Origin of the sequence: Protofrankia sp. Cj3 (assembly GCF_917627355.1) — a bacterium.
Lineage (GTDB): Bacteria > Actinomycetota > Actinomycetes > Frankiales > Frankiaceae > Protofrankia.
The window spans coordinates 1-24,045 of the sequence record NZ_CAKJTR010000019.1; the positions used below are offsets into that span (position 1 = coordinate 1).

General features: G+C 67.6%; 19 protein-coding genes and 4 pseudogenes. 15 read left to right on the forward strand and 8 right to left on the reverse strand.

Features of this window, described 5'->3' with window-relative positions; translation table 11 throughout:
* A pseudogene (locus tag MJ783_RS04295) lies at window positions 1–263 on the reverse strand (alpha/beta hydrolase); the annotation flags it as partial.
* Between the two features lie 554 nt (window positions 264–817).
* Here MJ783_RS04295 and MJ783_RS04300 point away from each other — a divergent pair.
* The 4 genes from MJ783_RS04300 (at window position 818) to MJ783_RS04315 (ending at window position 4,736) form a co-directional block, all read left to right on the forward strand.
* Window positions 818–1,234 carry a cobalamin B12-binding domain-containing protein gene (locus tag MJ783_RS04300; RefSeq protein WP_239308615.1) on the forward strand — a complete coding sequence of 139 codons (417 nt, stop codon included), beginning with the start codon at window positions 818–820 and terminating at the stop codon, window positions 1,232–1,234.
* Window positions 1,235–1,796: 562 nt separating this feature from the next.
* The gene (gene sucC / locus MJ783_RS04305) at window positions 1,797–2,963 is read left to right on the forward strand and encodes an ADP-forming succinate--CoA ligase subunit beta (protein WP_239308616.1); all 1,167 of its coding nucleotides are present in this window, start codon (window positions 1,797–1,799) and stop codon (window positions 2,961–2,963) included.
* A gap of 24 nt (window positions 2,964–2,987) precedes the next feature.
* Entirely contained in the window at window positions 2,988–3,863 is an 876-nt protein-coding gene (sucD, locus tag MJ783_RS04310; RefSeq protein ID WP_239308617.1) for a succinate--CoA ligase subunit alpha, read from the forward strand.
* Window positions 3,864–4,079: 216 nt separating this feature from the next.
* On the forward strand, window positions 4,080–4,736 hold the full coding sequence (locus MJ783_RS04315) for a hypothetical protein (RefSeq protein ID WP_239308618.1): 657 nt from the start codon (window positions 4,080–4,082) through the stop codon (window positions 4,734–4,736).
* Between the two features lie 132 nt (window positions 4,737–4,868).
* Here MJ783_RS04315 and MJ783_RS04320 read toward each other — a convergent pair whose 3' ends face one another.
* Entirely contained in the window at window positions 4,869–5,324 is a 456-nt protein-coding gene (locus tag MJ783_RS04320) for a hypothetical protein (protein ID WP_239308619.1), read from the reverse strand.
* Between the two features lie 204 nt (window positions 5,325–5,528).
* Here MJ783_RS04320 and MJ783_RS04325 point away from each other — a divergent pair, with 204 nt between their 5' ends.
* The 3 genes from MJ783_RS04325 (at window position 5,529) to purH (ending at window position 8,358) form a co-directional block, all read left to right on the forward strand.
* Window positions 5,529–6,005 (forward strand): helix-turn-helix domain-containing protein, encoded by a 477-nt coding sequence (locus tag MJ783_RS04325; protein WP_239308620.1) that lies wholly within the window; start codon window positions 5,529–5,531, stop codon window positions 6,003–6,005.
* Between the two features lie 104 nt (window positions 6,006–6,109).
* A complete protein-coding gene (gene purN / locus MJ783_RS04330; protein WP_239308621.1) occupies window positions 6,110–6,685 on the forward strand; it encodes a phosphoribosylglycinamide formyltransferase in 576 nt (191 codons plus the stop codon).
* Window positions 6,682–8,358: a bifunctional phosphoribosylaminoimidazolecarboxamide formyltransferase/IMP cyclohydrolase gene (gene purH, locus MJ783_RS04335; RefSeq protein ID WP_239308622.1), complete on the forward strand. Its 1,677-nt coding sequence runs from the start codon at window positions 6,682–6,684 to the stop codon at window positions 8,356–8,358. The genes purN and purH overlap by 4 nt, the downstream gene beginning before the upstream one ends.
* 257 nt (window positions 8,359–8,615) lie before the next feature.
* Here purH and MJ783_RS04340 read toward each other — a convergent pair whose 3' ends face one another.
* A complete protein-coding gene (locus MJ783_RS04340; RefSeq protein WP_239308623.1) occupies window positions 8,616–8,975 on the reverse strand; it encodes a hypothetical protein in 360 nt (119 codons plus the stop codon).
* Window positions 8,976–9,353: 378 nt separating this feature from the next.
* Between MJ783_RS04340 and MJ783_RS04345 the strand changes: the two genes are divergently transcribed.
* Together MJ783_RS04345 and mdh are read left to right on the forward strand one after the other, a co-directional pair.
* Window positions 9,354–9,656: a DUF3017 domain-containing protein gene (locus tag MJ783_RS04345; protein ID WP_239308624.1), complete on the forward strand. Its 303-nt coding sequence runs from the start codon at window positions 9,354–9,356 to the stop codon at window positions 9,654–9,656.
* Between the two features lie 186 nt (window positions 9,657–9,842).
* A complete protein-coding gene (gene mdh, locus MJ783_RS04350; protein WP_239347964.1) occupies window positions 9,843–10,775 on the forward strand; it encodes a malate dehydrogenase in 933 nt (310 codons plus the stop codon).
* A 94-nt stretch (window positions 10,776–10,869) separates the two neighbouring features.
* On the opposite strand, the gene MJ783_RS04355 is transcribed toward mdh, so the two are convergent.
* Window positions 10,870–12,105, reverse strand: coding sequence for an NAD(P)/FAD-dependent oxidoreductase (locus tag MJ783_RS04355; RefSeq protein ID WP_239308626.1), 1,236 nt, complete (start codon window positions 12,103–12,105; stop codon window positions 10,870–10,872).
* A gap of 91 nt (window positions 12,106–12,196) precedes the next feature.
* Between MJ783_RS04355 and MJ783_RS04360 the strand changes: the two genes are divergently transcribed.
* Window positions 12,197–13,066: a serine hydrolase gene (locus tag MJ783_RS04360; RefSeq protein WP_239404602.1), complete on the forward strand. Its 870-nt coding sequence runs from the start codon at window positions 12,197–12,199 to the stop codon at window positions 13,064–13,066.
* 467 nt (window positions 13,067–13,533) lie between these two features.
* On the opposite strand, the pseudogene MJ783_RS23360 reads toward MJ783_RS04360, so the two are convergent.
* Window positions 13,534–13,713 (reverse strand): annotated as a pseudogene (locus MJ783_RS23360) (helix-turn-helix domain-containing protein); the annotation flags it as partial.
* 388 nt (window positions 13,714–14,101) lie between these two features.
* Here MJ783_RS23360 and MJ783_RS04370 point away from each other — a divergent pair.
* From MJ783_RS04370 to MJ783_RS04380, 3 genes are all read left to right on the forward strand, one after another.
* Window positions 14,102–14,389, forward strand: coding sequence for a ferredoxin (locus MJ783_RS04370; protein ID WP_239308628.1), 288 nt, complete (start codon window positions 14,102–14,104; stop codon window positions 14,387–14,389).
* Between the two features lie 27 nt (window positions 14,390–14,416).
* Window positions 14,417–15,331 carry an SDR family NAD(P)-dependent oxidoreductase gene (locus tag MJ783_RS04375; protein WP_239308629.1) on the forward strand — a complete coding sequence of 305 codons (915 nt, stop codon included), beginning with the start codon at window positions 14,417–14,419 and terminating at the stop codon, window positions 15,329–15,331.
* A 133-nt stretch (window positions 15,332–15,464) separates the two neighbouring features.
* Window positions 15,465–16,799 (forward strand): YihY/virulence factor BrkB family protein, encoded by a 1,335-nt coding sequence (locus MJ783_RS04380; RefSeq protein WP_239308630.1) that lies wholly within the window; start codon window positions 15,465–15,467, stop codon window positions 16,797–16,799.
* Between the two features lie 287 nt (window positions 16,800–17,086).
* Here the strand turns inward: MJ783_RS04380 and MJ783_RS23530 are convergent.
* A pseudogene (locus MJ783_RS23530) lies at window positions 17,087–18,211 on the reverse strand (D-alanyl-D-alanine carboxypeptidase family protein); the annotation flags it as partial.
* Here MJ783_RS23530 and MJ783_RS04385 point away from each other — a divergent pair.
* Window positions 18,157–21,624 carry a UvrD-helicase domain-containing protein gene (locus MJ783_RS04385; protein ID WP_239308631.1) on the forward strand — a complete coding sequence of 1,156 codons (3,468 nt, stop codon included), beginning with the start codon at window positions 18,157–18,159 and terminating at the stop codon, window positions 21,622–21,624. The pseudogene MJ783_RS23530 and the gene MJ783_RS04385 overlap by 55 nt on opposite strands.
* Window positions 21,625–21,749: 125 nt before the next feature.
* Here MJ783_RS04385 and MJ783_RS04390 read toward each other — a convergent pair whose 3' ends face one another.
* Window positions 21,750–22,478: a class I SAM-dependent methyltransferase gene (locus MJ783_RS04390; RefSeq protein ID WP_239308650.1), complete on the reverse strand. Its 729-nt coding sequence runs from the start codon at window positions 22,476–22,478 to the stop codon at window positions 21,750–21,752.
* A gap of 250 nt (window positions 22,479–22,728) precedes the next feature.
* On the opposite strand from MJ783_RS04390, the gene MJ783_RS04395 reads away from it, so the two are divergent.
* Window positions 22,729–23,613 carry a CAP domain-containing protein gene (locus MJ783_RS04395; RefSeq protein WP_239308632.1) on the forward strand — a complete coding sequence of 295 codons (885 nt, stop codon included), beginning with the start codon at window positions 22,729–22,731 and terminating at the stop codon, window positions 23,611–23,613.
* 76 nt (window positions 23,614–23,689) lie between these two features.
* On the opposite strand, the pseudogene MJ783_RS04400 reads toward MJ783_RS04395, so the two are convergent.
* Window positions 23,690–24,045 (reverse strand): annotated as a pseudogene (locus MJ783_RS04400) (hypothetical protein); the annotation flags it as partial.

A 24,045-nucleotide genomic window follows, 5' to 3' on the forward strand; every position in this document is an offset into this window, starting at 1 on the left:
GACCGGTGCAGCCGGGTGAAGATGGACCTGTTGTCGATCAGGCCGTGCACCAGCAGGATCGGCGTGCCCGCGGCTTCTATGTCGCCGATGAGCAGGCCGCGCCTCAGCGGTGACAGCCCCTCGAGGGTGTAGCGCTGGACGGGCTCACGCAGTTTCTCCGAGACGACCCCGACCGGATAAAAGGCGACATGGGTCGCCACCCAGGTGGCTTCCAGGACCATCCCGCGGACCGTCGCGGGCACGTCGAGCAGCCCGCGTGTCACTTTTGCGCCGTGGCGAGCAGTGGTCGCACCGAAGGATCTGGCGATTTTGCCCACCACCGTGTCGCTCCGGCCTAGTTGACGTTTGTCGATTACCCCTTCTCCCGTCCGTGCGTGGATAGCCGTCGGAAGAACCGGCCAACCGGAGCAGTGCGATGATCGAGGGCCGTTGGATCGCGAACCGAGCTGTCGGCTACTCTCGTGGTGACTCTTCGTGTTGCTAGAGGTTCCGCGGATCATCGTCACGCCCACTGTGACCGAGAGTACAAACGGACCTGATAGCTGTCGACTGTTTCTCCGCTGGTCAGCCCGGCCGGCCCGGTCAGCCCGGTCAGCAACGGCGTGCTTCTCCGGACGTGCGCCGCTAGCCTGCTCGGGGTCTCCGGTCGCGGGAGAGGACGATGATCGCGTGGCTGCTGGCCTACTGGATTCCGCGAGCCCGCGACCGCGGCTGAGGAGCTGTGACCGTGCGGCCGGGGGCTGGGCGGCCCACCGAGAGATGCTGTTTCCCAGCACCCTGTTACGGAAGTCGATGTCACGGATCGCAAGGAGGCGGCGTGAGCGGAAACGGTGAGCGGATCCGGGTTGTGGTTGCCAAGCCGGGTCTCGACGGTCATGATCGCGGTGCCAAGGTGATCGCGCGTGCGTTGCGGGACGCGGGCATGGAGGTCGTCTACACCGGCTTGCATCAGACACCCGAGCAGATCGTCGAGACCGCCATCCAGGAGGATGCCGACTGCATCGGTCTCTCGGTGCTCTCAGGCGCGCACATGACCCTGTTCGCGCGCCTGATGGAGCTGCTGCGGGAGCGTGGCGCCGACGACATCGTGGTGACCGGCGGCGGTATTATCCCAGCTGCCGATATCCCCGAGCTGAAGGCGCTCGGGGTGGCCGAGATATTCACTCCGGGTGCGACGACCAGCGAGATCGTCGACTGGATCCGTTCGCGGGTAGCTACGGTGCACGCGCTCTGACTGGTTTGATCATTTTGGATCACGTGCGGATTGGCTCTTGACCGAGTTGTCGGTTTGTTTTAGATCTTCCCTGTACGTACCAGGCGGGCCTGGTCGGTCAGGCGGGCGCCGGTTCTGGCTGAGCTAGCGGGGCAGGGCGGCCTCCCGCTCGGGCCTGTGATTTTTGACCTGACCCGATCAGGCGCTCCCGGTGGCCCGTTCACCCTGGTAGTGGGGATGCAGCTGGACATCGCCGGAGCCGCGCGCGGTGCTGGCTCGGGCGGCGGTCCCGCGGTTGTCGGGATCACGCCAGCCTCGTTGACCCTCTTGCCGGGCGCTCTTAGGATCTTCGTGATGAGGGTCGCCTGCTCGGTGTGATCGCGGTGTCGGCTGCCACAAAGTAGGGCGCCCGGTGGCGGGTACGGGTGATGATGGTGCTGTCCCGGACATGCGTGACCGTCTGTCGCGACAGCCAGCGCGGCTACCGCGACGGGCAACTCAGTAGGCTCGGGATGCTTCTCATCTTCGTGAACTTTCAAACGTTCGATCCTGACCACCGATCTCGTATCCGACTGGACGGACTGTGGATCTTTTCGAATATCAGGCGAAGAAGCTGTTCGCCGATCACGGCGTTCCCGTGCCTTCCGGCAAGGTCGCCACGACCCCCGGCGAGGCGCACGCCATCGCCACCGATCTCGGCGGCCGCGTTGTCGTCAAAGCGCAGGTCAAGACCGGCGGCCGGGGCAAGGCCGGCGGAGTAAAGGTCGCCGACGGTCCGGCTGACGCCACCGCCAAAGCCACCGCCATCCTGGGGATGGATATCAAGGGCCATACCGTCCACTCGGTACTGGTGGAACAGGCGAGTGACATCGCCGAGGAGTACTACGCCTCCTTCTTGCTCGATCGGGCAAACCGGACATTCCTTGCCATGTGCTCCCGCGAAGGTGGGATGGAGATCGAGGAGGTCGCGGCGACCAAGCCCGAAGCCCTCGCCCGCATCCCGATAGATCCGCTGACCGGGGTTGACGCGACCGTTGCCCGCCAGATCGCGGTTGCCGCGAAGCTGCCCGCGGCCGCTCTCGACGGCGCCACCGAACTCCTGGTGAAGCTATGGGATGTCTTCGTCAAGTCCGACGCCACGTTGGTGGAGGTCAATCCGCTGATCCTGACCGCCGATGGCCGTGTGGTGGCCCTGGACGGCAAGGTCAGCCTGGATGAGAACGCCTCCTTCCGTCACCCGGACCACGCGGGCTTCGTCGATGTCGCGGCGGTGGACCCCCTTGAGCGGCGGGCCAAGGAGAAGGACCTCAACTACGTCAAGCTGTCCGGACAGGTCGGGATCATCGGTAACGGTGCCGGCCTGGTCATGTCCACGCTGGACGTCGTCACCTACGCTGGTGAGGAGTTCGGCGGCCAGCGGCCGGCGAACTTCCTCGACATCGGCGGTGGCGCATCCGCGCAGGTGATGGCGGACGGCCTGTCGATCATTCTTTCCGACCCCGCGGTCAAGAGTGTTTTTGTGAACATCTTTGGTGGTATCACCGCCTGCGACGCGGTCGCGAACGGTATCGTGCAGGCCCTCAAGATCGTCGGCGACGTCGCCACGCCGCTGGTCGTGAGGCTGGACGGCAACAACGCGGACGAGGGCCGGCGCATCCTCACCGAGGCGAACCTCGATGCGGTCAGGTCGGTGGACACCATGGACGGTGCGGCGAAGCTCGCCGCCCAGCTCGCCGCGGCCGCGGCCTGAGCGGACGGGAAGAGGCTTCCGACAATGGCAATCTGGCTGGACGAGACGTCCAAGATCCTGGTTCAGGGCATCACCGGTTCCGAGGGACGCAAGCACACCGCCCGGATGCTGCGCGCGGGGTCATCGATCGTCGGCGGTACCAACCCCAAGAAGGCGGGCAGCGAGGTCGAGGGTGTCCCGGTCTTCGCGACCGTGGCCGAGACGATTGAGAAGACCGGCGCGAACGTCTCCGTGGTCTACGTCCCACCAGCGGGGACGAAGGCCGCCGTGATCGAGGCCATCGACGCGGGCATGCCGCTCGTCGTGGTCATCACCGAAGGCGTCCCGGTGCATGACACCACTGACTTCTGGGCGTACGCGCAGGCCAAGGGCAACACGACGCGGATCATTGGCCCGAACTGCCCGGGCATCATCAGCCCCGGCAGGTCGAATGCCGGCATCATTCCGGCGGACATCACCCCGCCCGGCCGTATCGGTCTGGTCAGCAAGAGCGGTACGTTGACCTACCAGATGATGTACGAGCTGCGGGACTTCGGCTTCTCCACCGCGGTCGGTATCGGGGGTGACCCCGTCATCGGCACGACTCACATCGACGCTCTCAACGCGTTCCAGGCCGATGACGGCACCGACGCGATTGTGATGATCGGTGAGATCGGCGGTGACGCCGAGGAGCGTGCCGCCGCGTACATCGAGGCGCACATCACCAAGCCGGTCATCGGCTACGTCGCGGGCTTCACCGCGCCGGAGGGCAAGACGATGGGCCATGCGGGGGCGATCGTCTCCGGATCGTCAGGCACGGCGCAGGCCAAGAAAGAAGCTCTTGAGAAGGCGGGTGTACGGGTGGGCAAGACTCCTTCGGAGACCGCCCGTCTCATGGCTGACGTCATGCGTTCGTTCTGAAATCTTGAAGCATCTCGTAACCGGGTGTGTCCTCGCTGTTTCGGTGGCGGTTCACACCCGGTTACGGTGCTCCACGTCGTGTCAGGTCCATCGGGGGAAATTCTCAGTATCGGACCTGAATCACGGATGGGATCATGACGTCTCGGGACACAGCGGCTACCGTGGCAGGGGTGGCTCCGTCAGGCCACCGTTGATCGTATGAAGTGAGGTCATTCCGTGCCACGTCTCGCCGGTCGTGACGTATCCAATAATGATCTCGGCGTTCTCGTCGCCGGTGCCGTCTTGCTCATCGTCTCGTTATTCAACTGGTTTTCGTTCGGCAGGCTCGCGGAGAACGCGTGGGGAGTGGGCTTTTTCGCCTATAGCGGCGTGGAGCTGGGGCTGCTCGCGACCGGGCTGGTGGCGCTGCGTGCCTTCGCCCGTGTCCAGCTGCCGGCAGTGGGTGCGGACTGGATTCTGGTCATTGCCGGGACGGCGGCGCTCGGCACAATTATGATCTTTCTTAAAGTGCTGTTGGGGTTTGGGAACAGCCACCGTGCCGCTGGGCTGTGGCTGGGGCTCATCGCGTCCGCCGCGATCACGGCCTTCGCGGTTCTCAGCGTGTTGGCGAGCGGGTACACGCTGCCCGGGCAGGGCGGCCGTGGCCGGGCGCGGTTCCCGCCCGCGCCAGGTACCCGATACGACTCCTCGGGCCGCCCCTTGCCGGGCGGGTATGGCGAACCAGGCACCTACGGGCAGCCTCCGCAGAGCGGCTACGGACAACCTGGTCCGCATGGCCACCCGCCTTACGGCCAGCCACCCTCCTACGGCCAGCCGCCTTACGGCCAGCAGCCACCCTACGGCCAGCCGCCCTACGGTCAGCGAGACCAGTAGACAGGCCGCTCGCGGTAGCCTTCCGGGCGGGGCGCCGGTGGTCGGTTCCGGTGGTCGAGTGGGGCTGGCCGCCCGTGCGGCGGCTGTTCAGGGCGTGCCGCTGTTCATGGGCGTGCAGCGTGCGCACGCACCTCACCGGCTTGAGGCGGGTGGGTTTTTGAGCACTTCGTCGAAGCGTTGTTGGCAGACCGCGGGGTCCTGGCTCGTGTCCCTCCGACAGTCCTGATACCGGCGCAGGTCATCGCCATGCCGCTCGTAGAAGGTCCAGGTGCCGCCGACAAGAAGCAGCGCGATGAGAGTGGAGAGCACGCCCAGCGCCAGTCCAGCTGTTGCGACACCGCCGCCCGCACCGCCCATCCGCCGCGCGCGGGAACGACCGAACATGCCAACGACCACAGCGGCGATTCCGGCCAGGCCGCCGATGCCGATCCAACAGGTCGCGACACCGAGCAGGCCCAGTGCCAGGGCCAGACCGCCAAAGTTGTTCCGGGATCCGCCCGGATGATCAACATGCGTATGCCGATACTCGGTAGGCCGCGAGTCGTCGCTGGGGGCGGCGCCCGGCCGTGGTTCCTTCGGCACTACCATGGCAGGCCCTCCCAGCTGCGGCAACGGGCATCATAACGGGTCACGGCGCCCGCGGGTATGCGTGCTCATCCGTCCCCCCACCGGTGCGGCACCCCGCCAGCGGGGGAGTTTTCGCGGCGCGAGCCGGCCAGGGCTCATAGCGTCAGGAAATGTCCGACCTGCTCGCTAATGTACGAACATCTGTTCGTCTATGGGGAGGTCGCCATGGCTGTCAGCGTCGCTGGGCTGCGGGCTGAGTCGGGGCGCCTGCGGGCACTCGGCTGGTCCTATCGGCGCATCGCCCTGGAGTGGCAGCATCGCTATCGCCTGAACGCGCGGGTCGCCTTCCGGCTCGCGCACGGCTGGACGCAGGAGGAGGCAGCCTGCCGATGGAACGCACGGTGGTCCGGGGAAGGTCTCCCGAAGACGGGAAAATCCTTCTCCTACTGGGAGGTCTGGCCCGGTCGAGGTGGGCGGGCGCCGTCGACCCAGACGCTCGTGCGGCTCGCCGAGCTGTATCTCTGCCGGCCCGGCGACCTTCTTGACGGGGAGGATTTCGGCCGTCTCGACACTGGTTGTGACGATGCTGTGGGCGAGCCGGCTCGCGAGCCCGGTTCCGCGGGCTACCGCGTTGAACGGGAGGATCCGTGTCCGGAGCCGGAGATACCGACGATGAGGGGGGCGACCGAAGCCGTCCTGTGACCGGGCGGCTGGTTGATGCGCGCGGGCCGGTAGACCTCAGTACAGTCGGAACGGTCATACGTCCACCGGCGAGCCACCGCCGACCTGTCGTACCGGAGAGTTCCGTGCCCGCACGACTGGTTGTTCTCGCCTCCGGGGTGGGTACCACCTTGCAGGCTGTACTGGACGCGTGCAGAGATCCAGATTTCGGCGCGGAAGTTGTTGCCGTGGGCGCGGACCGCTACGGCACCGGAGCACAGGATCGGGCGGCGGCGGCCGGCGTCCCGTCGTTCGTTGTCCGCCTGGAGGACGCGCTGGACAGAGCGGCTTTCAACGCGGCCACCGCGGCGAGGATCTCCCTATACGCTCCGGATCTGTTGGTGCTCGCTGGTTACATGAAAATTCTGGACAAACAGGTGATCGCCCGATTTCGGACGATCAACACGCATCCGTCTCTGTTGCCCGCGTTCCCGGGAGCGCACGCCGTCGCCGACGCGCTTGCGTACGGCGTCAAGGTCAGCGGAGTGACGGTCCACTGGGTGGATGAGGGCGTCGACACCGGGCAGATCCTTGCGCAGGCGGTCGTAGCGGTGGAGGAGTCCGACACTGAGGAAACTCTGCGTACCCGTATCCAGGCGGTGGAACGTGTCCTGTACGTGGCGACAATCGGCCGGATCATCCGGTCGGAGGAGGGGACATGACGTCCACACAGGATCAGCAGGCCTCCACCGCCGGTGACTCGACGGCTGGGGCACGGGCCTTCCCGCACACCGGCCCGGCACCATCAGCCGGCGGGGCGCTGGTCACCACCGGCCGGCGTCCCATCCACCGTGTTCTGGTCAGCGTCTACGACAAGGCCGGCCTGCCGGACCTCGCGGACGCGTTCATCGATGCCGGGGTGGAGGTCGTCTCCACCGGATCCACCGCACAGGTGCTCGCTCGCCATGGCCTGGCTGTGACGCCCGTAAGCACCCTCACCGGTTTCCCCGAGGTTCTCGGCGGACGGGTCAAGACACTGCATCCACGCGTGCATGCCGGCCTCCTCGCTGATCTGCGCGACGTCGAGCACGCCAAGACGCTCGCGGAACTCGACATTGAGCCGTTCGACCTCGTTGTGTCGAACCTCTATCCGTTCCGGGAAACGGTCGCGGGCGGCGCGTCCGAGGACGAGGCGATCGAACAGATCGATATCGGCGGGCCGGCGATGATTCGCGCCGCGGCGAAGAACCATCACTCCGTGGCCGTGGTCGTCTCCCCGGCGGACTATCCGGAGCTGATCGCCGCGATCCGGGCTGGTGGTTTCGAGCTCGCGGCGCGGCGCCGGCTTGCCGCCCGCGCCTTCGCGCACACCGCCGCGTACGACGTCGCGGTCGCGTCGTGGTTCGCCGGCGTTCTGGCGCCCGATGAGATCGCCCGGGAGTCGGGCTGGCCGGACACGGTAGCGGCGCTCTGGCGGCGGGCGGAGGTCCTGCGCTACGGCGAGAACCCCCACCAGCGGGCCGCGCTGTATGTGGCGGATGACGGCGGGCCCGGGCTCGCGGGTGCCCGGCAACTGCACGGCAAGCCGATGTCGTTCAACAACTACACCGACGCGGAGGCGGCCCGGCGCGCCGCGGGTGATTTCCACGAGCCATGCGTGGCCATCGTCAAGCACGCGAACCCATGCGGCCTGGCCATCGGCAGCGACGTTGCCGATGCTCATCGCAAGGCGCACGCATGTGATCCGGTGTCCGCTTTCGGCGGGGTTATCGCGACGAACCGGCCCGTCAGCGTCGCCCTGGCCGAACAGATCGCGGAGATATTCACCGAAGTCGTTGTGGCGCCTGGCTATGCCGAAGGCGCCGAGGAGATCCTTTCCCGCAAGCCCTCGATCCGGCTGCTGGAGTGCCCGCTGCCGATGGATCCGCACGGGGTCGAAATGCGGCAGATCTCCGGTGGGCTGTTGCTGCAGTCCCGTGACGTGCTGGACACGGCTGGCGACGGGTCGTCGGGGTGGACGCTGAAGGCTGGCGCGCCTGCCGATGAGGCAACACTAAATGATCTTGTTTTTGCCTGGAAGGCAGCCCGTTCCGTCAAGTCGAACGCGATTCTGATCGCCCTGGGCGGCGCAACGATCGGCGTGGGTATGGGGCAGGTGAACCGGGTCGATGCCGCGATGCTCGCGGTGAGCCGTGGCGGTGACAGGGTGAAGGGAGCTGTGGCCGCGAGTGACGCCTATTTCCCCTTCCCGGACGGTTTGCAGGTGCTCATCAACGCCGGTGTCCGCGCGGTTGTCGAACCGGGTGGATCCGTGCGTGACGAGCAGGTAATAGCCGCCGCGCGGGAAGCGGGGATAACGCTCTACTTCACCGGCGTCCGCCACTTCGCGCACTGACGTCATCCGGGCGTTATTCAGGCGTTATTCGGATGATCGTTGTTCATCTGGAGCACCTGGCAACAGAGGTGCGGATCAAGGAGCGGGCTGGGGCGTGTGCCCCAGCTCCGCGACGCCGCGTCCCCCTGTTGCCGGTCGCTCTAATGTCGGCGTCCGAAGCCCGTGAAGCCCGGCCACACCGTGGTGATGGAGCTGCTGTGTGCCTGTTCGTTGGCGCCGTCCGGGTCAGCTGTGACTGGCCGGACGACACCAACGTTTCACAAGATGGAGGTGGACTCCGCCGCTGCCACGCTTCGTCGCGCGCTCGCCGTGGTGCCGTTCGACGCCGTGGTGCCGTTCGACGACGTGGTGCCATTCGATGACATGCTGCCGTTCGATGACGCCAGGATGGAACCACCGGGTGCGTCGTCGTTGGGTACGTAACGCTGCGCAACCCAGTCCAGTGCATCCCGCCAGCTGGCGCCATACAGGACCGAGATCCTGTCTGCCGTCTGCCGTGCGAGAGCCTGGACGAACACCCGGTCGTCGCTGTCGAGATGTCGGGCATCTCCGAAGGTCTCCCAAGCCCGGAACATCAGCTCCTGCAGTTTCTTGCTGTGTGGCGTTTCGTCTGCCACGGCCCGCTCCCTCCCACTCCGGGGACTTGCGGCGGAAGTCTGCCCTAGTTGCACACGGTGTCCGCGCCCGGGGGGTCCGTACGATTGTGAATCCGGTGCGGCGATCGTGAGGTTGAGGATGCCTGGTGGGGTTTCTACGCTGTGCGTAGGCCACTTCCGCGCCCGCCAGGCACATTCTTCTCGATGCGTCGCACGCGGGCCGGTAGCCGGACAGTGACTTCTCGCCGTGGGCTGGGAAATCGATCAGCGTGTGATCGCGATTTTTCGCGCCGCTTCCCACCTGCGTCTATGGTCGGGGTGAGCGGGTCGGCTCCCGCGTACGGGTGGGAGGCGAGCGAGCATCGGACGGCTGATCGGGCGTGTGCTGGCCACGCTGTCATGAGTCTGCGGCACCGCCAGTCCGTGTCGCGATGGCGGTCATGGCTGCGGCGGGAGCCGGTCTTCGCCGCCATGTTCGGCGCTGTCGGTCTCGCCCTGCTGTTCGTCGTGGCTGGTCACTGGCGGCAGGGCCTGGTCGGCCTCGGAGCGGTGCTGCTTGCCGGTGCGTTTCTGCGGATGGTGCTGCCGACTCGGCGGGTGGGGCTACTTGCGGCGCGGAGCAGGGCGTTCGATGTCACCACACTTGGCGTGTTCGGATTGATGATCATTGTTGTGACGCTCACGGTGCCACCCGGGAGCTGAGCGGCTGAGCGGCTGAGCGGCGGGGAAGCTGGATCAGGCCGTCGCGCCGGCCATTGCGGGCGGGCTGGTCATTGCGGAAGGGCGTAGTGTCGCTTACGACCTGAAGCCGACCCGTGCGGCTCCACCGCGGTGGGGACGGCGGAGCGCGCCGACGCTATCATCGAGAAGCTGGGGAGCTGACAGCCGATGGCTGGGAAAGTGACTGTGGTCGGAGCCGGTTTCTATGGTTCCACGACCGCGCAGCGCCTCGCCGAGTACGATATTTTCGACACGGTTGTCCTGACCGACATTATCGAGGGCAAGCCCCAGGGCATCGCTCTCGATCTGAATCAGTCGCGCCCAGTCGAGAATTTCGAGACCACGGTGATCGGAACAAACGACTATGGCGATACCGAGGGTTCGGCCGTCGTGGTCGTCACCGCCGGCCTGCCCCGCAAGCCCGGCATGAGCCGGATGGACCTCATTGAGGTCAACGCGAAGATTGTCCGGCAGGTTTCGGAGAACATCGCGAAATCTTCACCCGACGCGGTCGTCGTAGTGGTTTCCAACCCGCTGGACGAGATGACCGCGCTCGCCGCGAATGTCCTTGGGTTTCCCCGTAACCGGGTCATCGGTCAGGCCGGCATGCTCGACACCGCTCGTTTCAGCAACTTCGTCGCGGTGGAACTGGGAGTGCCGGTGAGGTCGGTACAGACCCTTACCCTGGGCTCGCACGGCGACACCATGGTGCCGGTTCCGTCCCAGTGCACGGTGGACGGCAGGCCGCTCGCGGAATTGCTGCCCGCCGACAAGATCGATGATCTGGTCACGCGGACCCGTAACGGTGGTGCCGAGGTGGTCGCCCTCCTCAAGACCGGGTCGGCCTACTACGCGCCGTCCGCCGCCGCCGCTCGGATGGTGAAGGCTGTGGCAGAGGACTCCGGCGCGGTCATGCCGGTGTGCGCCTGGGTGAACGGTGAGTTCGGTATTTCCGGTGTTTATCTCGGCGTGCCTGCCCAGATAGGCCGCGGGGGTGTGAAGAAGGTCGTGGAAATTGACCTCTCGGCAGCGGAGAAAGCCGCGCTCGTCACCGCGGCCGAGGCTGTGCGGGTCAAGCAGGCGGATGTGGCCAGTCTGTAGCATCCGGTTCTGATATTTCGGTTTTGATATTTTTGGCCTCCAGCGGCGCGAAAGGGGCAGCGATCGCGCTGCTGGATGGATTCTCCGCGGTGCGTCACGGCCGTGTTGAGATGATCCTGCGCAGGGCGAGACGTGCGACGGAGGCGGTCGGGATCGTCCCCCGTCCAAGGCCGATCTCGATCAGGTTGTCGTACAGTTCGGTGCGGTGGCCGGCGGCTCGCACGGCTGAGTCCATGAGGGTTCGACGGCGGCCGGCGAGCCCGGCCAGCAGGGCGGTGTGGCGTAGATGCCGGCCGAGCTCCCGGTCGAGCGCCCGGCGGTAGACCGCGCCGGCCTGGGCTGGGGTGGCGGTCGTGGCGGCCGCACCAGCCAGGGAGCCGGACAGCAGCGCGTAGTAGATCCCCTCCCCGGTCAGCGGATTGATCAATGATGCGGCGTCACCGGCGAGCAGCACCGGGCCATCGGGCTGGCGGGGCCGCCAGGTCGACATGGGCAGATGGTGGGCGCGCAGCGTTCCCGGATGCGCTGGCTGCTCGGGCAGCATCCGGGCGAGGGTGCCGTGCAGAACGGTGCGGCCGCCCGTGTCGCCGGGCAGCGCGGCGAGTTTGGATCGCAACATCCCATAGCCGATGTTGGCGCGGCCGTCGCCGATCGGGAACGACCAGGCATATGCCGGCCAGCCCTCGTCGGTCATCTCGATGAGCTGTTCCGGCGGTCCGGGGGTATGCGGCGCGTCGGCGTACCCTCGGACCGCGATGGCAAGTGCCTCCGGTGGGTTTGGCCCGATGCCGAGTGACCGCCTGGTGATCGAATTCGCGCCATCCGCACCGATCACCACCCGTGCTCTCAGGCCACCGTTGACAATCACCACTGGCTCGTCCGCGGTGCCACCGGTCACGACGGACCGCGCGCGCTGGCGCAGGAGCACCGCACCCCGAGCACGGGCGGCGGCGACGAGCCGTGCGTCAAAGATCTTGCGGGGAACCACGTAGTTCGCTCGTTGGGACGGGGTGGCCACTTCCGCGCCCCCAGGCGTCCGCAACCGCATGCGATCCACTGGCGAGTACCCCGCGACGGCATCGGGCACGCCGAGGGCACGCAGGACGTCCAGGCCGTGTGGGGCGATGCCGTCACCGCAGGCCTTGTCCCGGGGGAAGGCCGCGGCATCCAACAGCACCACACGGGCATCCGGACGGAGTTGCAGCGCGCGTAGCGCCGCGGCGCAGCCCGCTGGTCCAGCGCCGAGGACGAGCAGGTCCACAATGGCGGAGCGCCCGGCCGGAATACCTGGATCGGCCACCGCGGGGACGCCGCGTGCGTGCGTGGTCATGGCATCGGGAGGTGTCGGTGTTGCCACATCCGCCCAGTGTCTCAGCGAGCCGGGCGCGCACCAGACAGCCCGGGTTCGTACAGTTCGGCACGTGGATGCCCTCGCGCAGGTGGATTCCTGGCCGGTCGAGAACGCGGCCGTTGCCGTCCTGGTACGCGACGCCTCCGGCCGCGTCACGGTACGTGGATCGGTCGGCGCCATGGACAGATCCTTCCGGTTGGCATCGGTATCGAAGCTGCTCGCCGCCTATGCCGTCCTGATCGGGGTGGAGGAGGGAGCCCTCGGCCTGGGCGATCCGGCCGGCCCCCCGGGCTCGACCGTCGCCCATCTCCTCGCCCATGCCTCGGGCCTGGGCTTCTCCGGCACCCGGACGGTGACCCGCCCTGGGACACGGCGGGTGTATTCGAACACGGGCATCGAGGTTCTCGGTGAAACGCTGGAAAAGGCGTCCGGAATCGCGTTCGGTGAGTACCTCGCCGAAGCCGTGTTCGGGCCGTTGGGCATGACAGCGTCCGAGCTGCGGGGCTCGCCGGCCTACGGGGTGTCGTCCACGCTATCCGATCTTGTTGTTTTTGCCGGTGAGCTGCTGGCTCCACGCCTGCTTGCGCCGCCGACATTCGCGGCCGCGACCTCGGTGGCGTTTCCGGGGCTCGCCGGGGTACTGCCCGGCTTCGGTGTGCGCGACCCGAACGACTGGGGGCTCGGTTTCGAGATCCGCGGCGGAAAACAGCCCCACTGGACGGGGGGCGCAAATTCGCCCGGGACCTTCGGTCATTTCGGTCGGAGCGGAACTTTTCTCTGGGTTGATCCGGCGTTGAATGCCGCCTGTGCTTGTCTGACCGACCGTGAGTTCGGCTCCTGGGCGGTGGATGCCTGGCCCACGTTGTCCGACGATGTGGTGGCGGCGCTCGGTGCTGGTGCTGGTGCTGGTGCCGAGGAGCCGGTGGCCAGGCCGCTGTAACCGGCATGATCGTGCGGTGGGCTCACGCCGCCGGCACCGCGGATCACGAATCCGGCCAGCTCCTCGACGAGGCGCTGGCTGCCCGGGTGCCGCTGGCCGGCGGGAAACAGCACGTCGTCCAACACAGTGGTGCCATAGACGAGTGCTACGGTGAACCGGACGGCCAACGCCACGTCGATCACAGGGGCGCCGAGCATGGTCACCTCGGTCTCGATCTCCCGTTCCAGCTCGTCGAAGACCTCTTGGAGAAACGCGCTGGCGCGGTTGCGCAGTTCGGGTGAGCCTCCGTTCGGCCCCCCGGGGAGCGCCAGCAGCAGTTTGTGGTTGTTGACAAGTAACCCGTAAAGTCCGCCGACGAAGTCCAGCGTGGTCTGTTCGGCGCTCCTTGTGCCATGCCCGCGTTCGATCCATTGCCGTACATACTCGGCGACAAAGTCATAGAAGGGCCGGTAGACGGCCTCGGCGAACAGGTTGGCCTTCGTGTCAAAGTGCCGGAACACCAGCGCCTGGGTCACGCCAGCGCGGGCGGCAATCTCCCGGGTGCTCACCTGTTCGTAGCCGTACATATCGAACAGTTCCCGAGCCGCGCCCAGGACCAGCGAGCGGACAGTCGCCGAGCTGCGTCGGGAGCGGGGATCCGGGGTCACTCAACCATGATGACCGACCAGTGCCCGCGTGCCGGGCTGGCCGTCCGTCAGGTCGATCAACAAGCCGGCGGCACGCTCTCCGGCGGCCGGGAAAACGTCTCGGACCGACCGCGTTGATGATCATTTTGAGCGTCCTGGGCCGCGGCGTTTCCGGCACTTCTGGATAGCATCGATATCTTGACAGTTGATGATCATTTGTCCACTGTGAGGTGTGCGACAGTTCGATGGCGGGATATGCCATCCGGATGAGAAGAGGCACGGGGTATGGCAGTTGCCCGGGAGCGGTGTGTGATCGCCGATCCGGTGGTGCCGTTGCCGAATCTGATCGCTGTCCGCGGCCCTGGGAGCACCGCGCGTCCCTGCCCGGCGCGGCGCCGGTGGCAGGCCGATGACGCGCGATCCGGGCTCCCGGCGGATGGCGGCGCGTTCGGCCGGGCACCGCTGTCTCGTCTCCGCACGCCTCACCTGCACCGAGGAGGACCGTATGCGGGTCCAGGTTGATCCTTCGCTGTGTGTCGGGCACGGCCGCTGCAACGCCGACGGGCCGGATGTCTACCAGCTCGACGATTCCGGCTACTGCACTATCGCGAACGCGGTGGTGTCCGTGGGCCTTGAGCGGCAGGCGCGGGATGGGGCGGCGGCCTGTCCTGAACGCGCGATCTCATTATCCGAATAATCTCTTTCGTTTTTCCGAGGAGTTCAGGTGCGACTTGAAGACAAAGTTGTCGTCATCACCGGCGCCGGGTCGGGTCTGGGCCGGGAGAGCGCGCTGTTGTTCTCCCGTGAAGGTGCCACGGTTGTCGTCACCGACATCATCGAACGGCGGGCGAAGGACGTCGCGAACCTGATCGGTGAGCGGGGCGGCCAGGCGCTGGCCATCAGAACCGACGTCACGGTGGAAACCGAGGTCGCCGCGGCGGTGGCCGCCGCGGTGGAGCAGTTCGGCCGGCTGGACGTCATGTTCGCCAACGCCGGGGTCACGGTGCCTGGCCAGGGAACGGTCGCGCTGGAGGACACCACCGAGGAGAGCTGGACACATGTCCATGACACGAACCTCAAGGGTGTCTTTTTCGCTATCAAGCACGCCGCGAGGGCGATGAAGGCGCAGGGCGGCGGTGGGACGATCGTGGTCACGTCATCGGCGTCCTCGCTGGCTGCCTACCCGCGGTTCACGATCTACACCGCGAGTAAGGGCGGGGTGAACGCGCTCGTCCGGGGCGCCGCGTTCGATCTAGGCGCCTACGGCATCCGGGTCAACGCCATCTGCCCGACCCACGGCATGTCCGTCAACTTCGGTCTGCCTCCGGACGCCGAGGTGCTCGGCAAGTCCTATGAGGAAGTCATGGGACCCTGGAACCCGGACCACGCCCCGATGCCGCTGAAGCTGCGCCGTCCACCGAACCTGCTCGACAACGCCTACGCCGCGCTCTATCTGGCCAGCGACGAGTCCGCTTACATGTCCGGGGTCTGCTTCCCGAGCACGGATGGCGGCACGCTGGGACGGGTCGCGATCCAGTTCCCCGAGGGATGGGAACTGGCCCAGCAGGCCGCCTACGCCGGCGCCGCGGGGCAGCATCCCGGTTCGCCGGCTGGCACTGCGTCCGACCAGCCCGCTTAGGCCTGGTTGGGCCCTGGTTTAGGCCTTGGTCAGGACCGATTGGGCCTGCTGAGGCCTGCTGAGAGGAGGCCGCGGGTCAACTCCGGGCAGGCCCCGGCGTGACAGCCGCGGCGTGAGCGGGTACTGAGCAGCAGTGGCCAATCCGATCAGAGCGGTCCGTTTCGGTGCCCGAAAAGCGTCCAGCGCGGCGGGAGCCGTGCGCCGGCATCGGCCCTGCGTCGACCACGCTGTCCGCGCCTACGGCCGGTATACCGCTGACGGTGGCGACCGCCTGTCGGCCGCCGCGACGTACTTCGCGTTCCTGTCGTTCTTTCCGTTGGTCGCCCTGGCCTTCTCGATCGCGGGCTTCGTGGTTGATGCCTATCCGGACGTCCAGCGGGAGATGACCAAACAGATCAACAACTATCTGCCGGGGCTTGCGGACAAGCTGGACATCGCCAGCATCGGCAACGCGAAGGTCGGCGTCGGTCTGCTCGGTCTGTTCGGTCTCCTGCTGGCCGGGCTGGCATGGATCGACGCGTTGCGGGACGCGATCAGGATCATGTGGCACCAGCCGGTAGACGTCGGCAATGTGGTGACGCGCAGATTGAAAGATATCGGCGTCCTGGCCGGGCTCGGTCTTATCGGGTTCGTGTCGATCGCGGTGACCAGCGTTGCCACATCGGTGTCAGGGACGTTCCTGAGCTGGATCGGGCTGTCTGGCAGCACCATGGCCGCGGTGGTGACCTCGCTGCTCGCCGTTGCCGTCGCGCTGGCTCTGGACGTGGCGCTTTTCCTCTGTCTGTTTCTCTGGTTGCCGTTGAGCACCGATCGTGACCGCGCGTTGCGGGGGGCGCTGTGTGGCGCGATCGGGGTGGAGGGCCTCAAGGTCCTCGCGACCTGGCTGGTGGGCATGACGACCAGAAACCCCGTCTACGGGACGTTCGCGGTGATTGTCGGTTTGTTGATTTGGATCAATATCATGATGCGCTGGACGCTGCTGGTCGCGGCGTGGACGGTCACCGCGCCTTATTCCTCCGATGTCGCGCCGTCGGGTACCGCGGTTGCCGCCGGCACGGATACCGCCGGCACGGATACCGCCGGCACGGATGTCCCCGGCGGCGTAGCCGTTCCCGGTACGGATGCTCCTGCCGGGAACGTTCCCGGCGGAGAGGTGGATGGCGCTGGGCCGCCATCGGGCTCGACGCCTCGAGCGGCTGCTGGGCTTCCGCTTTCGTCCCCGCCTCGTCGAGGAGGCAGCAGCCGGACACGGGATCCGGAGATGTTTTCCGGGCCGGAGGAGGGCAGGGGCGGCCGGATCGCGATGCCGGGCGGTGTGCCGACGGGGAACGTGCCGATGCCCGAGAAAAGGCGATGGCGGGCAAGCCGCCGCCGTAGGGTGAGCAGCCCCACCGCGCAGGTGATTGCGATGGCGATCCACGTCACCGTCCCTATCCCGCGGTCGTGGCTGTCCCGCCGCCATGGCTGATTTCCTGGGTAATTCCGGTCCCCAACAGCGTTGCGGCTTCGGATGCCCGGGTCAGCGCTGGAAGCGATCAGTGGCCGTGAGCCGTCCACGATTGACCCGGCTGGAAACATTTCGACATTGCGAATTTTATCGCTTTCCGTGACAAGATACCCAATCGGGGTGATTGTATCGACGTTCGCGAATCCCCAGTCGAGCAGCGCCTTGGCCTCCGCGGCATATGCGGGGGCTGCCCGCATCATCGTGAGGATGAGGGTGTGGCCACCTCGCCGGACAGCGCCTATGTAGGTCGCTCCCGCCGCGGCGGTGTAGCCGTTCTTGACGCCGATGGTTCCTGAATATGAGGTGAGGAGCTCATTATGGTTCTGGATCTGGAACGATGTGCCGCTCCGCCCGCGGACGGTCGCCCGCGGGATCGTCAGGAACCGGCTGACTATGGGACTGGCAAGCGCGGCCCGGCCCAGCAATGCAAGATCGTAGGCTGATGTCCGCTGTCCGGGTGCGTCCAGGCCACTCGGATCTCCGGCCTGCGTGTCGCGCGCGTTCAGTTCGGCCGCGGTGCGGTTCATCAGGGCGATCGTGGTGGCGGCGCCGCCAGCGGCTTCGGCGAGCGCGACAGCGGCGTCGTTGCCGCTAGCGATGATCATTTCCGTGGCGAGCTCCGCGACCGTATAGGTCATACCTGGGACGAGACCCACCCGAGTTCCGTCGACCGACGCGGCGGCGCTGCTGATCTTCACTTCCTGGGCTGGTGACAGCCGCGGCAGTATCGCGAGCGCCGTGAGGATTTTGAGCGTGCTCGCCGGTAGGTGGGGACCGTGGGCGTCTCGAGCCGCCAGGACCGCGCCGCTATCGGCGTCGGCGATCAGCCAGCTCGCGGCGGTGGTTTCAGGAGGCTGCGACGAGGCCCGCGGACCGACCACGACGGCATCGCTCGCCAGCTCCGGACCGCCGAGGAGGTTCGTGCTGGTTGGCCTCGGTGCCGCGGTGGCTCCCGCCGCGGTCGGGAGCATGGCTGTCAGCCCCGTCACCAGGGAAACGAGCAGCAGGACGGAAGGTGCCGTGCGCAGGCGTTCGCGAGTCAGAGGCACCTGATGAAGATTACTGTCGGTCACTGTTGGGTGCGGCTGGATGGCTCGCCGTGTCGTGCCGGCGGGGTTCGTGGCTGGCCTGCTCCCGCGCTCGGGCCGCATGGTCCGTTCTTTTGATTGTAGGATCATGAAAGTGCCCATCTGCGCGACCTGGGGCTGGCCCGGCGGTCCCGGAGCTACCGGACGGGTGGTGTCCCATCCGTGCCCCGCCGCCGGTGCAGCGGGGTAGCCGCCTGTGCGGGTGCGGCGATGCGACAACATACATTTCTGTGAACTCACGCTTTCTTGCAGATCTGCATATCCATTCCAAGTACTCCAGGGCATGCAGCCGGGACTGCGACCTGGAGCATCTGGCCTGGTGGGCGGCACGCAAGGGGATCGCTGTGGTCGGTACGGGCGATTTCACCCATCCCGCATGGTCGCAGGAGATCGCCACCAAGCTCGTGCCGGCCGAGCCCGGTCTATTCCGGCTGCGTCCGGACCTCGAGGCGGATGTCCTGCGGACGCTGCCCGCGTCCTGCCAGCAGGCGACCCGGTTCATGCTGTCCACGGAAATCTCCACGATCTACAAGCGGGGGGAGCGGACCCGCAAGGTCCACCATCTCCTCTACGCCCCGGACACCGACGCCGCTGGCCGGATCACCGCGAGTCTTGCGAAGATCGGCAATTTGGCCGCGGACGGGCGTCCCATCCTGGGGCTGGACTCCCGTGACCTCCTGGAGATCACGCTCGGTGCGGGGGAGGGCTGTTACCTCGTGCCGGCGCATGTGTGGACCCCCTGGTTCGCCGTTCTCGGGTCGAAATCCGGCTTCGACGCGATCGAGGACTGCTATCTCGACCTCGCGGACAACATCTTCGCGTTGGAGACGGGCCTGTCGGCGGACCCGCCGATGTTCTGGCGGGTGTCCGGGCTCGACCGGTTCCGGCTGGTCAGCAATTCCGACGCGCACTCGCCGCCCATGCTCGGCCGGGAGGCGACCGCGTTCACCTGCGATGTCGACTACTTCGCGATCCGCGCGGCGCTGCGTGGCGGGGAGGGGTTCGCCGGCACCATCGAGTTCTTCCCGGAAGAGGGCAAGTACCACCTTGACGGTCACCGCAACTGCGGAGTGCGTTTCGAACCGAGCCAGACCCGGGAGGTCGACGGCCGCTGCCCGCAGTGTGGGCGCCCACTGACCGTCGGGGTGCTGCACCGCGTGGAGGCGCTGGCCGACCGCGGCGATGGGGTGCGCCCGGCGACCGCGGGAGAGGTGCGCTCGTTGGTCGCGTTGCCCGAGGTCGTCGGGGAGATCCTTGGGGTCGGCCCGAAGAGCAAGGCGGTAGCCGCGCAGGTCACCACGCTTACCGCCCGCCTCGGCCCGGAACTGGCAATCCTTGGTGAGGTCCCGCTGGACGCCATCGCCGAGGTCGGTTCGTCCGTGCTGGTCGAGGCGATCCGGCGGCTGCGCCGGGAGGAGGTGATCCGCGACGCCGGCTATGACGGCGAGTACGGGGTCATCCGGCTGTTCGACCCGAAGGAACTGGCCTCCCGCGCGGGCACGCTGTTCGACCTTGCACCCAGCACACCCACCGCGGAGGGCAGCAGGCCGGAGGCGACGAAGGACGCCGGTGGCCCGGCCGGCGCTACCCGTAGCGCGCGAGGTAACGCCCGGCGTGCGGAGCGGAGCGCGCTGGCGCCGTCGGTCCTACCGGCCGCGGGCAGGACCGCGGGCAGGACTGTGCCCAAGACCGCGGCCACGAGCGCGGCCACAGCCGCGGCTCCGGCGGCCCCCGCCCCGACCGGCGTGGGGGCGAGCGCCGGCCCGGCCGGATCGTCGATCCTGGCCGGTCTCGATGCCGAACAACGCGCGGCGGCCGCGGTCATCCGGGGACCGTTATTGATCATTGCTGGACCCGGCACCGGCAAGACCCGGACCCTGGTCCACTCGATTGCGCACCGGGTCCGGGAGCAGGGCGTGCCCGCCGAACAGTGCCTGGCGGTGACCTTCACCCGGCGGGCCGCGACCGAGCTGCGGGAGCGGCTCGACGCGCTCGCCGGCGAGGCGGCGCCCCGCATCCTCGCCACCACCTTCCACGGCCTGGGCCTGCGGATCGTCCAGGACTGCCACGAGCTGTTCGGCCTCGGCGCGGACGTCCGTATCGCCGACGACGCGACGTGCACCCACATCCTGCGGGAGGCGCTGGCCGGGACGGTCACGGGCGTGCGCAGCCTGGAACGGGTCCGGCGCGAGCTGGCCGGGTTCCGCCGGGCGTGCGCGCTCGGTGCTCCGCCGAGCGGCCATGAGCTGGCGGGCGATGCGCTGGCGGGCCATGAGCTGGCGGGCCCGGCCCGGCGGTACGACGAGGCACTGCGCGCGCGTGGCCTGGTGGACCTCGACGACCTGGTCGGGCTGCCGGTGGTCGCCATGCGGGCGCGGCCGGACCTGGCCGCCTCCTACCAGGCGCGCTGGCGGCATGTCTGGGTCGACGAGTACCAGGATGTCGACGAGCTGCAGTACGTGCTACTGACGATGCTGACAGGTCGTTCCGCCGGTACGGGACCAGCTGGTGCGGCGGTTGACCGGCCTGCCGCGAACCTGTGCGCGATCGGCGACCCGGACCAGGCCATCTACTCCTTCCGCGGCGCCGATGTGGGATTCTTCCTGCGTTTTCGAGAGGACTTTCCCGACGCCCAGATGGTTTCGCTCACCCGTAACTACCGTTCCACGCCGGCCATCGTGGATGCCGCCGTCCGCCTGATCGAACCGGCGACGCTCGTTCCCGGCCGGACGCTCGCGGCGGTCGGCACCCACCCAGAAAGCCCGCGGCCGCTGTTGCATCGAGCCTCGAACGAGGCCGAGGAGGCCGCGGTCGTCGTGAGCACCATCGAACAGGCGCTGGGCGGCACCTCCTTTCACGCGCTCGACCTCGGTGTGGACGGGACCGGCGAGGACAGGTTCTCCTTCGCCGACATCGCGGTGCTCTACCGCACGGCTCGCCAGGCCCGGCCGGTGATGGACGCGCTGGACCGCCACGGTTTTCCCTTCCAGCGGCGCTCCCACAACCGGTTTGCCGACGCCGCGGGCGTCGGGCGTCTGCTGGAGCTCATCGACGAGCGCGAGGGCGGCTCCGCGGAGCGGCGGTCCGTCCTCGCGAGGCTGCGTGCCGCCGCACAAGAGATGATCGACGCTTCTCCCGCGCCGGCCGTCACCACCGGCCTGCCAGCCTCCGGCCAGCCGGTTCTTGGCGAGATCGAGATCCGCTACGCGCTTGACATCCTGACCTCTCTCGCCACCGAGTGCGGGGATGATCTGGAGCGGTTCCGGTCCGAGATCGCGCTCGGCGCGGAGGTCGACACTCTTGATCCGCGTGCGGATCGGATCTCGTTGCTGACGTTGCACGCATCCAAGGGCCTGGAGTTCGGCCTTGTGATCATTATTGGCTGCGAGGCTGGTTTGTTGCCGTTGAGCTGGGCGGGTGCCTCCTCGCCAGTAGCTGTCAACGCGGCGGGTCCCAGCGCTGGAGAGGGCGGCGAGGAGGCCGAGGAGCGCCGGCTGTTGTTCGTCGGCATGACCCGGGCCAAGGGGCGGCTCGTGCTCACCCAGGCGGCTCGCCGCGGCCGGGGTGGGGCGGTCGTCGAGACACGGCCGTCACCATTTCTGGACGTTCTTGGTGAGCCACTGCTCCAGCGCCGTTCGGGCCGGGCGGGTACCCGCCCGCAACGGGCGAACCAGGGCCACCAGTTACGGCTGGTCTGAGAGCGTGTGTGAGATCGAGCTTTCGATAATCCTGGTGACGATGGCCGCGTCGACGACACCGTCGGGAACAATGTCGTCGACGCGGCCGGATCGTATGTCGGGATGCATGCGATGACAGCGTTTTGTCAACGTTTGCGGAAGACCATCGCGAGGTTCCAGGTGACGACCTCCCGCAGGCCCCGAACCCGCAGGACTGGTTTTGTCCAGGTAGGCAGGTACCTCGGCATGGCCTCGAGGATCTGGATGTCGGTTCGGCCGCGTGCCCAGGCCAGGGCGTCGGCGACCGACACCGGGAACAGGCTGGTGCCGTAGAGGTTCTTGGGCGCGACACCGCTGCGGCGCTCGTATCGCAGCGCCGCCCGGTGGCCGCCCAGATAATGCCATGGTGAGGTTTCGTGGCCGCCCCACGGTGACAGCCAGTTGGTGAAACTCAGGAAGATCACGCCGCCGGGGCGGGTCACCCGCACCATTTCGGCACACATCCGCCACGGGTCGGGGACGTGTTCAAGGACGTTTGAGGAATAGCAGATGTCCACCGAGGCGGTGGCGAACGGCATGTCCAGGGCGCTGCCAAGCACCCGTCCCGGTTCCACGATCCCTCCCGCGCTCATCTCCGAGATATCCGGTTCAACCCAGAAGTACTGGGCGCCGGCTCGTCCGAACGCGGCACGGAAATAGCCGGGGCCGCCGCCGACGTCCAGCACGACCGACCCCGCCAGCGAGGTGAACTGGCTGAGCTGGTGCACCGAGTCCGCGGCGAGCAGCGAGTAGAAGCCCGCGGGATCGACCTGCTCGCGGCGGCAGGCCTGGAACAGCTTGATCGATCGTTTGATCGAGGTGCTGGCCACCGGCATCGGTGGAGTGGGTGGCGGCTCTGGGCGCGAGGTTTGTGACGTTGCCCCGTCGAGCGCGGTGGGAGTATTGGAGGAGGAAGAAGATCCCAGTGAGGGGGACGCCGGCTCGGCCATGCCGGGCACAATAACATCTGGTAGCGGGGCCAAAATGTGACTTTACGTCCTTTCCGTGACCTAGCCTATCCGCGCCGTGGCGATGCCGCCTACCGGCAGCACACAACACAGGCCGGCAACGTGTTCGGGAGCTGTCATGATCGAGCTGGTTGCCGGTGCCAACCGGCCGTTACCCGGTGGCGTCCTGTCGGTCCGTGTGCCCGGCCCCTTCGACCTCTCGCTTCTCATCACCGGTGACGACGGGAAGGTCGCGGCGGATCAGGACTTCGTCTTCTATAACCAGCCGTCCGCGCCTGGCGCCACGGTGAACGGTGACAGCGTGACCATCGATCCGGGCCGGTTGCGGCCAGGGGCGAGCCGGGTGGTGGTGGTCGTGAGCCCCGCCGACAGCGCGCTGTCGCTCGGGCAGCTGCCAGTGCCGGTGCTGGATATCCGCGGTGGTGAAGGCTCCACGCTGGTGCGCTTCACACCGCCCCGGCCACGCGCTGAGACCGTGTTTCTCCTCGCCGAGATCTACCGGCGTGGCGGCGCCTGGAAGATCCGTGCGCTTGGCCAGGGCTACTCCGACGGTCTTGCCGGGCTTGTCCGTGATTTCGGCGTCCAGGTGGACGACGACACCGCGCCGCTGGCCGGCCCGCTGGCGGAGGTGGTCGTGCTGGTGAACGCCGAGCGCGCCAGGACCGGCGCTGGACCGCTGGCGTCCGAGCCCCGCCTGGCCCTGGCCGCGCAGCGGCACAGCGAGGACATGGCGGCCAACAGCTATATGGACCACGTCAGCCTGGACGGGCGGACGATGTCCGACCGCGCCGCCGCGGCCGGCTATCGCTACCGCATGCTGGGTGAGAACGTCGCCGCGGGACAGCCGGGCCCGGCCGAGGTGATGGCCGGCTGGATGAACAGCCCCGGACACCGGAAGAACATCCTTACCGGGGACTTCACCCAGATCGGGGTCGGCTGTGCCCGCGGCGGCAGCTACGGTGTCTACTGGACCCAGCTCTTCGGCCTCCCAGCCGACCGCTGACTCCCGCACGCCTCGAATCCGTTACCCGGCCCGGCCGTCCGCGGCATCCATCATTCGCAAGCAGGGGCGCGACCGGCTATCCGCCATGGAGGGCATCGGGCAGCTGCTGCTGGAGGAAGGCGACGGCCTCGGCGGGGGTGCGCTCGTGGGTCAGCACGCTGTGGACGGCATCCTGGATGGTTCCGCTCACGGCAGCGTAGTACGGGCTGATCGGACGGGTGCCGGCGCCCTTCAGGCTGCTGACGACCGCTCGGCCGAACTCGTCCTCGTGGTCGCTGTAGACGGCGAGCAGAGCGGCCGGGTAGCCGCCGTCGCGGAACATGGCCGACTGGATGTCGCGGTTGGTCGTCATGTAGCTGATGAACGACCAGGCGGTGGCGCGGTGCCGGGAGCAGGTCGACACGGCGAGGTTGTGGCCGCCGAGGTCGCCGC

Excerpts from the sequence above, each read along its gene's own strand:
- MJ783_RS04390 (WP_239308650.1), bottom strand. The coding sequence starts at position 22,478 with ATGCCGGTGGCCAGCACCTCGATCAAACGATCGATCAAGCTGTTCCAG.
- MJ783_RS04370 (WP_239308628.1), top strand. The coding sequence starts at position 14,102 with ATGACGCGCGATCCGGGCTCCCGGCGGATGGCGGCGCGTTCGGCCGGG.
- purH (WP_239308622.1), top strand. The coding sequence starts at position 6,682 with ATGACGTCCACACAGGATCAGCAGGCCTCCACCGCCGGTGACTCGACG.
- MJ783_RS04345 (WP_239308624.1), top strand. The coding sequence starts at position 9,354 with ATGAGTCTGCGGCACCGCCAGTCCGTGTCGCGATGGCGGTCATGGCTG.
- MJ783_RS04320 (WP_239308619.1), bottom strand. The coding sequence starts at position 5,324 with ATGGTAGTGCCGAAGGAACCACGGCCGGGCGCCGCCCCCAGCGACGAC.
- MJ783_RS04355 (WP_239308626.1), bottom strand. The coding sequence starts at position 12,105 with ATGACCACGCACGCACGCGGCGTCCCCGCGGTGGCCGATCCAGGTATT.
- sucD (WP_239308617.1), top strand. The coding sequence starts at position 2,988 with ATGGCAATCTGGCTGGACGAGACGTCCAAGATCCTGGTTCAGGGCATC.
- MJ783_RS04325 (WP_239308620.1), top strand. The coding sequence starts at position 5,529 with ATGGCTGTCAGCGTCGCTGGGCTGCGGGCTGAGTCGGGGCGCCTGCGG.
- mdh (WP_239347964.1), top strand. The coding sequence starts at position 9,843 with ATGGCTGGGAAAGTGACTGTGGTCGGAGCCGGTTTCTATGGTTCCACG.
- MJ783_RS04395 (WP_239308632.1), top strand. The coding sequence starts at position 22,729 with ATGATCGAGCTGGTTGCCGGTGCCAACCGGCCGTTACCCGGTGGCGTC.